The 14,618-nt window shown below is 72.8% G+C and carries 11 protein-coding genes and 1 riboswitch; of the genes, 7 read left to right on the top strand and 4 right to left on the bottom strand.

From position 1 onward, the window contains the following. Positions 1–9: 9 nt before the first annotated feature. Positions 10–101: riboswitch (glycine riboswitch) on the bottom strand. Between the two features lie 59 nt (positions 102–160). Next, the gene (locus tag HQM25_RS06715; RefSeq protein WP_172989536.1) at positions 161–1,342 is read right to left on the bottom strand and encodes a MarP family serine protease; all 1,182 of its coding nucleotides are present in this window, start codon (positions 1,340–1,342) and stop codon (positions 161–163) included. Between the two features lie 144 nt (positions 1,343–1,486). Here HQM25_RS06715 and HQM25_RS06710 point away from each other — a divergent pair, with 144 nt between their 5' ends. From HQM25_RS06710 to HQM25_RS06685, 6 genes are read left to right on the top strand one after another with little or no spacing between them, the layout of a single operon-like run. Beyond that, the gene (locus HQM25_RS06710) at positions 1,487–2,206 is read left to right on the top strand and encodes an NUDIX hydrolase (RefSeq protein WP_172989535.1); all 720 of its coding nucleotides are present in this window, start codon (positions 1,487–1,489) and stop codon (positions 2,204–2,206) included. 12 nt (positions 2,207–2,218) lie between these two features. Beyond that, positions 2,219–3,571, top strand: a complete 1,353-nt coding sequence (nadA, locus tag HQM25_RS06705; protein WP_172989534.1) for a quinolinate synthase NadA — start codon at positions 2,219–2,221, stop codon at positions 3,569–3,571. Next, positions 3,568–5,346 (top strand): L-aspartate oxidase, encoded by a 1,779-nt coding sequence (gene nadB, locus HQM25_RS06700; RefSeq protein ID WP_172989533.1) that lies wholly within the window; start codon positions 3,568–3,570, stop codon positions 5,344–5,346. The genes nadA and nadB overlap by 4 nt, the downstream gene beginning before the upstream one ends. Then, a complete protein-coding gene (gene nadC / locus HQM25_RS06695) occupies positions 5,340–6,197 on the top strand; it encodes a carboxylating nicotinate-nucleotide diphosphorylase (RefSeq protein WP_172989532.1) in 858 nt (285 codons plus the stop codon). The genes nadB and nadC overlap by 7 nt, the downstream gene beginning before the upstream one ends. Positions 6,198–6,222: 25 nt before the next feature. Next, positions 6,223–7,368, top strand: a complete 1,146-nt coding sequence (locus tag HQM25_RS06690) for a cysteine desulfurase family protein (RefSeq protein ID WP_172991555.1) — start codon at positions 6,223–6,225, stop codon at positions 7,366–7,368. Next, a complete protein-coding gene (locus HQM25_RS06685; RefSeq protein WP_172989531.1) occupies positions 7,365–8,318 on the top strand; it encodes a glycosyltransferase family 2 protein in 954 nt (317 codons plus the stop codon). Before HQM25_RS06690 ends, HQM25_RS06685 begins: the two co-directional genes overlap by 4 nt. Positions 8,319–8,327: 9 nt before the next feature. Here the strand turns inward: HQM25_RS06685 and HQM25_RS06680 are convergent, their stop codons facing one another. Beyond that, positions 8,328–10,295 carry an ABC transporter ATP-binding protein gene (locus HQM25_RS06680; protein WP_172991554.1) on the bottom strand — a complete coding sequence of 656 codons (1,968 nt, stop codon included), beginning with the start codon at positions 10,293–10,295 and terminating at the stop codon, positions 8,328–8,330. Positions 10,296–10,472: 177 nt separating this feature from the next. Between HQM25_RS06680 and HQM25_RS06675 the strand changes: the two genes are divergently transcribed. Beyond that, positions 10,473–11,999, top strand: coding sequence for a DHA2 family efflux MFS transporter permease subunit (locus tag HQM25_RS06675; RefSeq protein WP_172989530.1), 1,527 nt, complete (start codon positions 10,473–10,475; stop codon positions 11,997–11,999). Between the two features lie 15 nt (positions 12,000–12,014). On the opposite strand, the gene HQM25_RS06670 is transcribed toward HQM25_RS06675, so the two are convergent. Together HQM25_RS06670 and HQM25_RS06665 are read right to left on the bottom strand one after the other, a co-directional pair. Further along, the gene (locus HQM25_RS06670) at positions 12,015–12,869 is read right to left on the bottom strand and encodes a DNA-formamidopyrimidine glycosylase family protein (protein WP_172989529.1); all 855 of its coding nucleotides are present in this window, start codon (positions 12,867–12,869) and stop codon (positions 12,015–12,017) included. Between the two features lie 180 nt (positions 12,870–13,049). Continuing rightward, on the bottom strand, positions 13,050–14,612 hold the full coding sequence (locus HQM25_RS06665) for a molybdopterin-dependent oxidoreductase (RefSeq protein WP_172989528.1): 1,563 nt from the start codon (positions 14,610–14,612) through the stop codon (positions 13,050–13,052). Positions 14,613–14,618 lie beyond the last annotated feature (6 nt).

The raw sequence follows: 14,618 nt of genomic DNA, 5'->3' as shown, positions 1-14,618 counted from the left end.
AGAGCGGCCCCGACCTGCGCGGTACGCGTACCTGAGAGATTGGCGGGGAGGCTTGCTCCTTCGGTGTCCGGCATGCGCCGGAGCTCTCCCGCAGAGGTCATCGGGCCTGTGTTGAATTTAGGCGGATCCAGCATACCGGCCGCCCGGCCGCGTTCCGCGCTCAGGCCGCGCAGGCGCCCGCAGAGACCGCCGCGACGGGGTCGTCGACGACCTCGAGCACGGGGGCGAGCTCCACCGGCGTCATCGCGTAGCCGATGGCGCGGCCGTCGCCCGAGCGGGCGAACACGACCCCGGCCACCTCCCCCTCGAGGGTCAGCAGCGGCCCGCCGGAGTTGCCGGGGACGATGTCGGCGCTGACGGCGTAGATCTCCCGCGGCTGCGCCTGCGACTCGTAGATGTCCGGCACCGGCGTGGTGCCGGTGGACACGATGCGCGCCGGGGTCATCGAGAACGGACCGCCGTAGGGATAGCCCTGCACGACGGCGTCGGCTCCGGCATCCAGCCCGTCCGACACCGCCAGCGCGGCGGCGCCGAGCTCGTCGACGGCGATGACGGCGAGGTCGTCGACGGGGTCGAAGTACACCACGACCCCCTCGCGCGCCTGGCCGCCGGGCAGCTGCACGACCGGTCGATCCACACCGGCCACGACGTGGGCGTTGGTGACCACGCGGTCGGCGGCGATGACGAAGCCGGAGCCCGTCGAGCTCGTGCCGCACGCCGAGGCGACACCCGAGATGCGCGCCACGGAGTCCGCCGCCGCGTCGAGGGCTGGGGTGTCCAGGGCGATCTCGGGGGCGGGTCCCGGGTCGAGCAGCACGGCGGGCCCGAGGAGCTCGCCCAGGGCCGGCAGCCCCTCGTCGAGCACGGCACTGCGAAGCTGCGCGAGGGTCGACTGCACCGGCTTTGGCGTGAGGGCGTCGATGGTGCGCAGGAGCGTCGAGGAGCCGATCGCCGAGGAGACGCCCGGCGTTCCCGTGACGGCCAGACTCTGACCCACCAGGGATGCCGCGAGCGCGGCGACGACGACGCTCGCGGCGCCGCCGAGCACCTTGTCGACGGGCCCGAGCTTGATGCGGTCCGCACCCCGGCGCAGCACCGCCCCGATCGCGCCGCCGATGCCCGCGCCCGCCAGCAGCAGGAGCAGCGATCCGCCCACGACCACCACCCCGCGCCAGGTGGGCGTGGGCAGCGCGTCGTTGACGATCGGGATGACCCACAGCGCGGCGAATCCGCCCACGACGAGGCCGATGAGGGTGCCCAGGCTCGCGAGCAGTCCGCGCTGCACCCCGGTGACGAGCGCGACGACGAGGATCACGATCAGGACGATGTCCACCACGGGCATGCGGCCCTCCCTCCGAGCCGACAGCGTAAGGGGCTCGCCTGGGAGAACTCCCCGCCGCGCCGATGTCGCCCACCCAGTATGACGCGCGGGGTTTGTACTTCTGGTCACTGTGACACTAAGATCTCTCCCGAGGTTAAAGTCACCATGACCAGAACTGATGTCGCACTCGCCCAGCCGTCCGTCGCGCAGACCGCCGACGCGACGCGCGTCGCCGTGTCGACCGTGATCTTCACGTTGCGCAGGCTGCCGGGATCCGAACGCTTCTCGGTGGCGCTCCCCCTCGTCACCCGCACCCGCGACCCCCACGAGGGGCAGTGGGCGCTGCCGGGCGGCTGGCTCGACCACGGCGAGAGCCTCGAGGCCGCGGCATCCCGCACCCTCGCCGAGACCACGGGCCTGGCCCCCAGCTATCTCGAGCAGCTGTACGCCTTCGGCGCCGTCGACCGCTCCCCCACCCGGGTCGTATCGATCGTGTACTGGGCGCTCATCCGCGCCGACGAGATCCCCGACGGAAGCGTCGAGAACACGGCCTGGTTCGACGCGACGACGCTGCCGCCGCTCGCCTTCGACCACAACGAGATCGTCGACTACGCACTCTGGCGCCTGCGCAACAAGGTCGGCTACAGCCGCATCGCGCACGGGCTCCTCGCCGACGAGTTCACCCTCGCGGAACTGCGCGAGGTCTACGAGGCGATCCTCGACCGTCGCCTCGACCCCGCGAACTTCCGCCGCCAAGTCGAAGGCTCCGGAACCCTCATCCCGACCGACCGCTTCCGCACCGGCAGCCACCGCCCGGCTCGCCTCTACCGCTACAACCAGGACGTCGAACTCGCCGAGCGCGGTCCGCTGTCCACCCGCCACTGAATCGAGAGACCCATGTCCGCCGTGAACATCTCCCTCCAGCCCCGCCCCGCCGTCGACGCATCGGTGGACCACGCGATCCAGGCGATCCTGTCGGGCGCATCGACCGCCGAGACCTGCAACACCGACCTCGGCGCCGGCCCGTGGACCTTCGACTCCCGGCCCGGCTACGGTCCCGGCTCGTCGATGGGCGACGTCATCCCCACCGGCTCCCCCCGCCAGGGCGAGCTGCCGCAGGAGTACCGCGACGCGACCGAGGCCGAGCTCGAGGCCCGCATCATCGCGGCGAAGGCAGCGCTCGGCGACCGGGTCGTCGTGCTCGGCCACTTCTACCAGCGCGAGGAGGTCGTGCGCCACGCGGACTACGTGGGCGACTCGTTCCAGCTCGCCAATGCCGCGCTCGAGCACCCCGACGCCGAAGCCATCGTCTTCTGCGGTGTGCACTTCATGGCCGAGACCGCCGACCTGCTCTCGCGACCCGAGCAGTCCGTGATCCTGCCGAACCTCGCCGCGGGATGCTCGATGGCCGACATGGCCGACATCGACCAGGTCGAGGAGTGCTGGGAGCAGCTCGAGGAGGTCTACGGCGACATGGATGCCGTCGACGCCGAGGGCCTGGTGCCGGTGGTGCCGGTCACGTACATGAACTCCTCCGCGGCCATCAAGGGATTCGTCGGCCGACACGGCGGGATCGTCTGCACCTCGTCGAACGCGCGCACGGTGCTGGAGTGGGCGTTCGCGCGGGGGCGTCGCGTGCTGTTCTTCCCCGACCAGCACCTCGGCCGCAACACCGCCAAGACCATGGGCGTGCCGCTGGAGCAGATGCCGATGTGGAACCCGCGCAAGCCCTTCGGAGGCTCGGACGCGACGACGCTGGCCGATGCGCGCGTGATCCTGTGGCACGGGTTCTGCTCCGTGCACCGCCGGTTCACGGTCGATCAGATCGACAAGGCCCGCGCCGAGCACCCGGGGGTGCGGGTGATCGTGCACCCCGAGTGCCCGATGGAGGTCGTCGACGCCGCCGACGAGTCCGGCTCCACCGACTACATCCGCAAGGCGATCGAGGCGGCGACCGAGCCGACCACCTTCGCCATCGGCACGGAGGTGAACCTCGTGCAGCGCCTGGCGGCGCAGCATCCGCAGCACGAGATCTTCTGCCTCGACCCGGTCGTCTGCCCCTGCTCCACGATGTACCGCATCCACCCCGGCTACCTCGCGTGGGTCCTGGAGCGGCTCGTGGCGGGCGAGGTCGTCAACCGCATCACCGTCCCCGCCGATGTGGCCGACCCCGCTCGCGTCGCGCTCGAGCGGATGCTCGCCGCCAAGCCCCCGGCAGCCCCCGCCGCCGCCTGGGAGAACGCCTCGTGACAGCCCCCGCAGCCTCCCCGCACGCGGTCGTCGTCGGCAGCGGCATCGCGGGGCTGCTCACCGCCCTCCACGCCGTCGAGAGCGGCTGCCGCGTCACGCTGGTGACCAAGGACGTGCTCGAGCACGCCAACACCCGCTACGCGCAGGGCGGCATCGCCGGCGTCACGTTCGCAGACGACCGGATCGCCGACCACATCGCCGACACGCTGGCAGCCGGCGCCGGCCTCAACGACCGCGACGCGGTGCGGGTGCTCGCCGAGGAGGGCCCTGCGCGCATCGCGGAGCTGGTCGCGCTGGGCGTGGAGTTCGACCGCGCCGCCGACGGCGCGTTCGTGAAGGGACTCGAAGCGGCCCACTCGTACCCGCGCATCCTGCACGCCGGCGGCGACGCCACCGGCACCGCGATCGAGAAGGCCCTCGTGGAGCGTCTGCGCATGAGCGACGTGCGCGTCATCGAGCACGCGTTCCTGGTCGATCTGGTGGTCGAGGCGGGTCGCGCCGCCGGCGTGGACCTGATCGTGGGCGAGACGGATGCCGCGCCCGGCCGCCGCGAGGGCATCGCCGCCGACGCGGTCGTGCTGGCGACGGGGGGTGCGGGCGAGCTGTACGCCCACTCGACCAACCCCGAGGTCGCCACGGGCGACGGCATCGCGGCCGCCATCCGCGCCGGTGCCGCGGTCGCCGACCTGGAGTTCTTCCAGTTCCACCCCACCGTGCTGCCCGGCGGCGACGGAGCGGGCGCCGCGCGCGATTCGTTCCTGGTCTCCGAGGCCGTGCGCGGGGAGGGCGCGACGCTCATCGACGACCGCGGGCGCAGATTCGCCCTCGACGCGCACCCCGCGGGCGAGCTGGCGCCGCGCGACGTCGTGGCCCGCTCGATCGCCGACGCGATGGAGGCCCAGGGCGGCCGGCCCGTGCGCCTGGATGCCACGCACCTGCACGCGGCCGAGCCCGCCGATCGGGCGCGCTTCCTCGCCGAGCGCTTCCCCACGATCGATCGCGCGGTGCGCGAGCGGGGCTTCGACTGGGCGCTCGATCCGATCCCGGTGACCCCCGCGGCGCACTACCTCATGGGCGGCATCGTCACCGACCTCGACGGCCGCACGACCATCCCGGGCCTGTACGCCGTCGGCGAGACGGCGCGCACCGGCGTGCACGGGGCCAATCGCCTGGCATCCAATTCGCTCCTCGAGGGCGCCGTCTTCGGCTCGCGCGCGGGCGACGCGATCGCCGCCGACGCCGCGTCGGGCCGGTGGCCGCACGTCGCCTCCCCGGGCGGCGATCCCGACACGGCCGACGCCCCGCCGGCCGACGCCGCACGGGAGGGCGCCGCACCGGAGGGCGCCGCCGCTGCACCGGCCGCCGACGCGCACGTCGACGCACCGCCCTTCACGCGCACGGCGCTGCAGCACCTGATGTGGGAGAGGGCCGGTCTCGTGCGCGACGGCGCCGGCCTCTCGCACGCCGCCGCCGTGCTGCGGGCCTGGCGGCAGGAGACCCGCGCACCGCGCACCGAGCGCGCATTCGAGGACGAGAACCTGCTGCTGGTCGCCGACCGCCTCGTCGACGCCGCCATCGCGCGCCGCACGTCGGTGGGCGCCCACTTCCGCTCCGACGACCCGCGCGCAACTCCTGAGGAATCGCCGCTGCCCGCGCCATCCGCGGCGACGGCAGCCGCGTCCGGCCCGATCCTCAGGAGCAGCGCACCGCACCTCCCCCGCGCTGCCGCCGACCCCGCCGCCGCACCGACCGCCCGAGAGGCCCTCGCATGCTGACCCGCTCCACCATCGACCGTGTCGTCTCCGCCGCCCTCGAGGAGGACGCGCCGTGGGGCGACCTCACCAGCGAGACGCTCATCGTCGAGTCCGCCGTCGCCCGCGCCGACCTGGTCGCGCGCGAGGAGGGGATCTTCAGCGGCGCCGATGTGTTCGCGGCAGCCTTCCGGCTCACCGACCCGCGCGTCGAGGTGCAGCGGATCGTCGAGGACGGCGAGTGGTTCCGACCCGGCGACGTGCTCGCCGTCGTCACCGGCCCGGCGCGGGCCGTGCTGACCGCCGAGCGCGTGGGCTTGAACTTCGTGCAGCGCATGTCGGGGATCGCGACGCTCACCGCCCGCTACGTCGCCGAGGTCGCCCACACCGGCGCGCGCATCGCCGACACCCGCAAGACCACGCCCGGTCTGCGCGCCTTCGAGCGGCACGCGGTGGTCAACGGCGGCGGCCACAATCACCGCTACTCGCTGTCCGACGCCGTGATGGCCAAGGACAACCACCTCGCCGTGCTCGCCCGCCGGGGCCTGTCGGTGACGGCGGCGCTGCAGGGCGCCATCGCACGCCTGCCGCACACGACGCACGTCGAGGTCGAGGTCGACCGGCTCGACCAGATCGACATGGTGCTCGCAGCGGGCGTCGACACGATCATGCTCGACAACTTCTCCCTCGACGACCTGCGCACGGGTGTCGAGCGCATCGCCGGACGTGCCAACGTCGAGGCCTCCGGCGGCGTCTCGCTCGCGACGGTCCGGGCAATCGCCGAGACCGGCGTCGACGTCATCTCGGTGGGGGCCCTCACCCACTCGGCCGCGGCGCTCGACCTCGGTCTCGATGTGCGCATCGAGGCACCCTGACCGCCGCGGAGGCGCGCGCATGAGCATGCTCTACCTCGACAACGCCGCAACGACCGCGGTCCGTCCGGAGGTGCTCGAGGCGATGGCGCCGTATCTCACGCGGTGGTTCGGCAATCCGTCGAGCCACCACACCGTCGGCGAGGCGGCCGCCGAGGCGCTGGCCGGTGCACGCTCGCGTGTGGCGCGCATCCTGGGCCTGCGCGCCGGGGACATCGTCTTCACCTCGGGCGGCACCGAGGCCAATAATCTCGCGGTCAAGGGGATCGCGCTGGGGTCGTGGATGCCGGGCGAGCACCGCCACGTCGTCACGACGCCGATCGAGCACGAGTCGGTCCTCGAGTCCGTCGCCTTCCTGGAGCGCTTCCACGGCTTCGACGCCACGCGCGTCGCCGTCGGCCCGGATGCGCGGATCGACCTCGACGCCCTGCGCGCGGCGCTCCGCGCCGACACCGCCGTCGTGAGCATCGGCTACGCGAACAACGAGGTCGGCACCGTGCAGGACGTCGCGGCGATCGCGGCCGAGACCCGCAGCCGCGGCATCCCGCTGCACATCGACGGCGTGCAGGCTGCCGGCTGGCTGCCGCTGTCGGCCGCCGACCTCGCCTACGACGCCATCTCGCTCGCCGGCCACAAGCTCGGCGCGCCCAAGGGCACCGGTGTCCTCGGGGTGCGCGGGCGCATCCCCCTCGAGCCGCTTCTGCACGGCGGCGGCCAGGAGCGCGGACGCCGCTCCGGCACGGAGGACGTCGCCGGCGCGGTCGGGTTCGCCACCGCGCTCGAGCTCGCCGAGGCGGAGCGGGTGGCCACCGCCGCGCGGGTCGCCCTCCTGCGCGACGCCTTCATCGCCCGCGTGCTGGCGGCGGTGCCGCAGGCGCGGCTCACCGGCGATGCCGTGCACCGCCTGCCCGGCACCGCGAGCTTCACCTTCGCCGGCACCAGCGGCGAGGCCGTGCTGCTCGAGCTCGAGCGCCGCGGGATCGTGTCCTCGAGCGGCTCCGCGTGCGCGGCGGGCAGCGACGAGCCCTCGCACGTGCTGCTGGCCATGGGCGTGGCCCCCGAGGTCGCGCAGACGGCGGTGCGTTTCACCTTCCCGCACACCCTCGCGCGGAGTCTGGACGCCGTCGCCGACGCGGTCGCCGCCTCCGTGGCGGCCGTACAATCGAGCGGGTGAGCGCGCCCTCGTCCCCCCTCGTCACGGTCATCGTGCCGGGATTCGACATCGCCCCGTATGCGCAGGACGCTCTGGACTCGCTGCGCGCCCAGACTCTCACGGCGTGGCGGGCGATCCTCGTCGACGACGCCTCGACCGACGGCACCGGCGACATCTTCGACGCCGCCGCGGCCGCCGATCCGCGCTTCCGCGTCGTGCATCTCGAGCGCCGGTCGGGTCTCGGCGCGGCCCGCAACACGGCGCTCGACCTCGTCGAGACGCCGCTGGTCGGCTTCCTCGACGCCGATGACCGGCTCACCCCGCGCGCACTGGAGGTGCTCACGGGCACCGTGACGCGCAGCGGGAGCGACTTCGCCGTCGGCGCGTACGTGCGCCTGCGTCCCGATGCCTCGGGCGGATACACGCCCGGCACGGTGCAGCCGTGGGTCGCGGCATCCACCCGCCCCTCCCGCATCGGTGCGACGCTCGAGACCCACCCGGAGGCGTCGGGCAACATCGTCGCCTGGTCGAAGGTCAGCCGCATCGACCTGTGGCGCCGGGCGGGCCTGAGCTTCCCCGTCGGGAAGGCGTACGAGGATCAGGTCGTCGCCCAGCAGATGTACGCGCACGCCCGCGCCTTCGACGTCGTGCCCGAGGTCGTGGTCGAGTGGCGCGAGCGGGCGGACGGCAGCTCGATCACGCAGCGCAAGGCGGAGCTTCCCGTGCTGCGCGACTACCTCGAGGCGCTCGAGGGCGGTCTGGCGGTGCTGGATGCCGCCGCCCGCCCGGCCGCGGCCGCCGCCCGCGTGCGGCTGATCCTCGACATGGACGTGCCGCCCCTCATCGCGATCGCCCGCTCGCACAGCGACGACGAGTACCGCCGGATCCTGGGAGCGTTCGTGCGCCGCCTGCTCGATCGCGACGGCGCCGCCGGGGCCGGAGGGATCGCCGCAGCCGCCGCGCCGTGGTGACGGCGGAGCTCACCGCTCCACAGGCGCCCGTTCGGGCGCGGTTCCCGTGACTGTCGTCTGCCCCGCCGCAGCGGACTGCTCGGCCTCGGCCGTCTGCTCCGCTTCCAGCACGCGCGACGCGGCGAGCTGCTCGGCGGCGAGGTCGGCATAGAGTCCGCCGCCGGCCAGCAGCTCGGCGTGGGTGCCGGTCTCCACGATCCGCCCCGCCTCGACCACGTGGATCACATCGGCCGAGCGCACGGTCGAGAGCCGGTGCGCGATGGTGAGGGTCGTGCGCCCGCGTGCGGCGGTGTCGAGCGCATCCTGGACCACCCGCTCCGACACCGTGTCGAGGGCCGAGGTCGCCTCGTCGAGCAGCAGCACGGGCGGATCCTTCAGCAGCACGCGCGCGATCGCGATGCGCTGCTTCTCGCCGCCGGACAGGCGGTAGCCGCGCTCGCCCACGACGGTGTCGTAGCCCTTCTCGAAGCCGCTGATCACGTGGTGGATGTTGGCGGCGGCGCACGCCCGCTCGATCTCGGCGTCGGTGGCGTCCGGCTTCGCGTAGCGCAGGTTCTCGCGGATCGTCGCGTGGAACAGGTACGTCTCCTGCGAGACGATCCCGACCTCGTCGATCACCGACTCCTGCGTGAGCGCGCGCACGTCGGCCCCTGCGAACAGCACCTGTCCGGCGCCGGCCTCGTACAGCCTCGGCGTGAGGTAGAGCACCGTGGTCTTCCCGGCGCCCGAGGGTCCGACGAACGCCACATGCTGGCCGGGCTCCGCCGCGAACGAGATGCCGTCGAGGGTCGGGCGCGAGTCGGGCGCGGCATCCGGGTACCGGAAGACGACGTCGCGGAACTCGATGCGCCCGAGCGGGCCGGGTGCGCGGGAGACGGGAATCGCGTCGGGCGCGTCGGCGATCGCGGGCTCGAGGTCCAGGTACTCGAAGATGCGGGCGAACAGGGCGGCGGAGGTCTGCACGTCGAGTGCGACGCGCATGAGCCCCATGAGCGGCATGAGCAGGCGCGCCTGGACGGTCGTGAACGCGACGATCGTGCCGGCGGTGATCATGTCGGTCCCGCCGGTGATCAGATAGCCCGACACCAGGTAGATCACGGCCGGGACGCTCGCCATGATGACCTGAACCACCGCGAAGAAGCCCTGGCCGCTCATGGCGCGGCGCACCTGGAGTCGCACCTGGTTGACGTTCTCGGCCCCGTAGCGCTCCGATTCGGTGCGCTGCCGGTTGAAGGACTTCGACAGCAGGATGCCGGACACGCTCAGTGTCTCCTGCGTGATGGCGGTGAGCTCCGACAGCGACTCCTGGGTCTCACCCGCGATGCGGGCGCGCACCTGGCCGACGCGGCGCTGCACGAAGACGAGGATCGGCATCATCGCGACCGCGATGAGCGTGAGCCGCCAGTCGATGATGATCATCGCGATGAGCGAGGCCACGACGGTCACGGTGTTGCCCAGGATGCTGGTGACGGTGTTGGTGAGCACACCGGAGACGCCGCCGACGTCGTTCTGCAGCCGCGACTGGATGACTCCCGTCTTCGTGCGCGTGAAGAAGCCGAGCTCCATCGCCTGCAGATGGTCGAACAGCCGCACGCGCAGGTCGCCGGTGACCCGGTTGCCGACCGTCGAGGTGAGCCACGTCTGGGCCACCCCCAGCACCGCGGAGAGCAGGTAGAGCAGCACCGTGAGCCCCACCAGGCGCGCGAGGAGGCCGAGATCCGGCGGGCCGCCGTCGAGCGGGAAGAGCGCATCGTCGAAGATCGCCTGGACGATCAGGGGCGGGAGCACGGCGATCGCCGCGCCCGCGATGACGAGAAGCCCGGTGACGGCGATGCGCCCGGTGTAGGGGCGGAACAGAGCCACCACCCGCCGGCGCAGATCCGGGATCTTCGGCGCCTGCGCGTTCTGCTTGCGCTGCGCCACGGAGTCGACAGGCCGGAAGCCGGGATGCCCTCCCCCGCCGCCCCGCATGCCCATGCTCATCTCCGAAAGCCTAGTTCCGCGCGGAGGCACCCGGATGCGGAGCCCGCGCGCGGCCGCCGCATCCGTCGCCGGGATGGGGAATGGAGTGTCGCATGCGGCGGTTATCCTGAAGGCTTGCCATCCTCGGGTGGCGCTTTCGACGTTCCCGCCGCGCCCCCATCGAGGAGACCCATGTCCACCACCGAGACGACGCCGGCGACCGGGAACGTGCGCGTTCCCGCATCCACCGGACCCCTGCTCACCTCCGAGCAGAGCCGCGTCATCTGGCTGCTCCTGGCGGCCGCGTTCGTCGCGATCCTCAACGAGACGACGATGGGCGTGGCGATCCCCCACCTCATCACCGACCTCGGCATCACGGCGCTGGCCGCCCAGTGGCTGACGACGGCGTTCATGCTCACGATGGCCGTGATCATCCCGATCACCGGCTTCCTGCTGCGTCGGTTCACGACCCGCACGATGTTCGTCGCGGCGATGAGCCTGTTCTCGTTCGGAACGCTCATCGCGCTGCTCGCGCCGGGCTTCCCGATGCTGCTGGTCGCCCGCGTCGTGCAGGCGTCGGGCACGGCCATCATGATGCCGCTGCTGATGACCACGCTCATGACGATCGTGCCGCCGCACGCCCGCGGCCGCATGATGGGGCGCGTGTCGGTGGTCATCTCCCTCGCCCCCGCGATCGGCCCGACGATGTCGGGCTTCCTGCTGGATGCCGTCGGCTGGCGCTCCATCTTCGCGGTGGTGCTGCCCATCGCCGTCATCGCCCTCGCGGTGGGCGCCCGCTGGATCCACAACCTCGGCGAGACCACCCGCGCCCCGATCGACGTCCTGTCGGTGATCCTGTCGGCGCTCGGCTTCGGCGGACTCGTCTACGGACTCAGCCAGATCGGCGGCGCGACGGCGCACAGCACCGCCGGCTCGGAGGCCGCGGCTGCGGGCGCAGCCTCCACGGTGGCGCTCATCGTGTCGCTGTCGGTCGCGGTCGTCGCGCTCACGCTGTTCGTGTGGCGCCAGCTCGTGCTCCAGAAGGTCGACGACGCGCTGCTGGATCTGCGCGTGTTCCGCTCGGCGAACTTCTCCCTCGCGATGGGCCAGATGTTCGTTCTGTCCATGGCCTTCTTCGGCGCGATCACCGTCGTGCCGCTGTACATGCAGACCGTGCTGCAGGTGTCGGCGCTCGAGACCGGGCTCGTCGTGCTCCCCGGCGCACTGGTGATGGGCTTCGCCGGTCCGTTCATCGGCCGCATCTACGACCGATGGGGCACGCGCGTGCTGCTGGTCCCCGGCTCGATCATCGCCAGCGCGCTGCTGTGGGTGTTCACGACCTTCGACCAGAACACCTCGGTCATCACGATCGCCCTCGCCCAGACGGCGCTCTCGCTCGGTCTCGCGCTGTCGTTCACGCCCCTGTTCACGGCCTCGCTGGCCTCGCTGGAGCCGAAGTTCTACTCGTACGGCTCGGCTGTGGTGGGCACGGCGCAGCAGGTCGCCGGGGCGGCCGGCATCGCGCTGCTGATCACGGTGTTCTCCGGGGTGTCGGCGTCCGTCGCCGCATCGGGCGCCGACGAGATCATCGCCGGAGCGGCGGGTGCGCGTGCGGCCTTCACGCTGGCCGCGGTCATCTCGCTGCCGCTCATCGTGGGGGCGTTCTTCATCCGCAAGCCGGCCGACGTCCCGCAGGGCGCCGCTCCGGTCGGCCACTGACACCGGCCGCGGGCGTCAGCCCTCGAGCGGCACGCCCGCGGTCTGGCACGTGGGGCAGTACTGCGCGCCGCCCTTCGTTCCCGGCACATCGAGCACCGTCGCACCGCACACCGGGCATGCCTCGCCGGTGCGGCCGTGCACGCGCATGGCGGCGACCTTCGCCGCCTTCAGCTCCGCGGACCCGATGCCGGTCCTCGCGGCCACCGCGTCGGTGAGCACCGACCGGACGGCCTGGAAGAGCCGCTCGCGCTCGAGGTCGTCGAGTGCGGCGGCATGCGTGCGCGGCGAGATCTTCGCGGCGTGGAGGATCTCGTCGGAGTAGGCGTTGCCGATGCCGGCGAGGCTCTCCTGCTCCTGGAGCAGGGCCTTCAGCTGCTTCCGGCGTGCGCCGAGCGCGCGCGCGAAGTCCTCGCGCGTGAAGGTGGGGCCGAGCGGGTCGGGCCCGAGGGCCGCGATCGCGGCGACCTCGATCGGCAGATCGACCCACGACAGTCCGAGCGACAGCCAGTCGGCGGCATCGGTGAGGTCGAGCGTGGAGTCGTCGTCGAAGACGATGGTGGCGATCACCGGCGGATCGTCGCCGTCCGCGTCCGATGCGGCGAGCGTGGCATCGGCGTCTCCGGCCGCGCGCGGGTAGGCCCAGCCGGCGCGGCCGAATGAGACGACGAGGCTGCCGCGGTCGGTCTCGACGTCGAGATGCTTGCCGAAGCGGCCGAGACCGGTCACGCGGGCGCCCACGATGCCCGCGACCGGACGCCCGCGCGTCTTGTACGCGCGGGCCTCCACGAGGTCGATCGCGGCGATCGTGCGACCGGTCAGCACCGGCCCGAGCGCCGCGATGAGCGCCTGGACCTCAGGCGACTCGGGCATGCGGACGGCCGATGCTCCGGCGGATTACTCGGTCGAGCAGCATCCGCCGCCGCAGCACGAGCCGGCGGCGTCGTCGGTGGAGACGAGGAGGTTCTTCTCGTCGGCGATGGGCTGGAGGGAGGGGGTGGTCTGCGAAGTCGACATGGACTCCATCGTAATCGCGTCCGGACGCAGCGCGGGTCATCCCCCGGTCACCGTCACGAGGGTGCGCTGCCAGCCGCTCGACCCGTCGGGCGCGATCGGCGCCGGCTCCTCGATCTGCACGGCACCGCTGCGGTCGACCGCGCGCACCGTGACGTAGTGCGGGCCGGGCGTGGCATCCCATTCCAGGTGCCACTGCACCCAGGTGTCGACGCCGATGGCGGCAGCCAGGGTCGCCTCGCGCCACGGCCCGTCGTCGATGCGCACCTCGACCCGTTCGATCCCCACCGTCTGCGCCCACGCCACGCCGGCGATCGGCACGCGCCCCGCGCGTACCGGGGTGCCCGGCTTGGGCGTGTCCACGCGCGATGAGAACTTGATCGGCGCCCGCGCGCTGTATCCGCGCGGTGTCCAGTACGCCTCGTCGTCGGCGAAGGTCGTGACGGTGAGGGCGGTCAGCCACTTCGTCGCCGAGACGTACCCGTAGAGCCCGGGCACCACCATGCGCACCGGGAAGCCGTGCTCGGGCGGAAGCGGCTCGCCGTTCATGCCGACCGCGAGGATCGCGTCGAGGCCGTCGTCGACCAGCGACGCCAGCGGTGTGCTGGCGGTGAAGCCGTCGACGCTGCGGGAGAGCACCATGTCGGCGCCCTCGGCCGGACCCGCCAGCCGCAGCAGGTCGCGCACCGGCACACCCAGCCACACCGCGTTTCCGACCAAGTCGCCGCCCACCTCGTTCGACACGCAGGTGAGGGTGATCGCGTACTCGTCCAGGCCGCGCGCCAGGAGATCGTCGAACGTCAGCTCGACGCGCCGCTCGACCATCCCGTCGATCACCAGGCGCCACTGGGCGGGGTCGACGGTCGGCACGGTCAGCGCCGTGTCGACGCGGTAGAAATCGGCGTTGGGTGTGACGACGGGACTCAGGCCGGGGATGCCGAGCTCCGCCTCGGCGGGGACCGCGATGCTCGTGCGCGGGGCCGGGAGGCGCAGCGCATCGCGCAGCGCCGAGACCGAGGAGGTCGCGATGTTCACGGCGCGCGCGCCGATGCCGACGACGAGCGCTCCCGCCGCCGCGACGGCGGTCATGGCGAGGAACGATCGGCGGTGCATCCGCACATCGCCCTGCGTGCCGTCGTCGCCGGCGGCGGCCCGCCACCGGTGGAGGCGGTCGACGAGGAGCACGACGGTCGCCGCACCGGCCGCGCCGCCCGCGACCGGTGCCAGCGCGTCGAGCGCCCCGGCCCCCGCCCGCGTCACGACCGCCGCGGTCGCCAGGCCCGCGCCCAGCAGCATGAGCGCACCTCCCGCGAAGCGCCGGCGCTCCTCGACCACTCCGGCCAGCCCGGCGCCGCACAGCGCCGCGAGCGCGAGCCCGGCCAGCAGCACGATCTTGTCGGCCGAGCCGAACGCGGCGATCGCGAACTCCTTGAGCGGCTGGGGCACGACATCGACGACGAACGAGCCGACGGCGAGGATCGGGCTGGCTCGACGCGCGACGATCAGGGCGATCAGCTCGCTCACGGCCAGAAGCACTCCCGCGCCGACGATGCCGGCGAGCGCCGCCCAGGCGATGCGGGCGCGTTTTCCCGAATCGGACATGGCCGA

The organism is Microbacterium hominis, from assembly GCF_013282805.1.
Taxonomy (GTDB): domain Bacteria; phylum Actinomycetota; class Actinomycetes; order Actinomycetales; family Microbacteriaceae; genus Microbacterium; species Microbacterium hominis_B.
The sequence above is the reverse complement of the archived record's forward strand: the minus strand, read 5'-3'. Positions and strand labels throughout refer to the sequence as shown.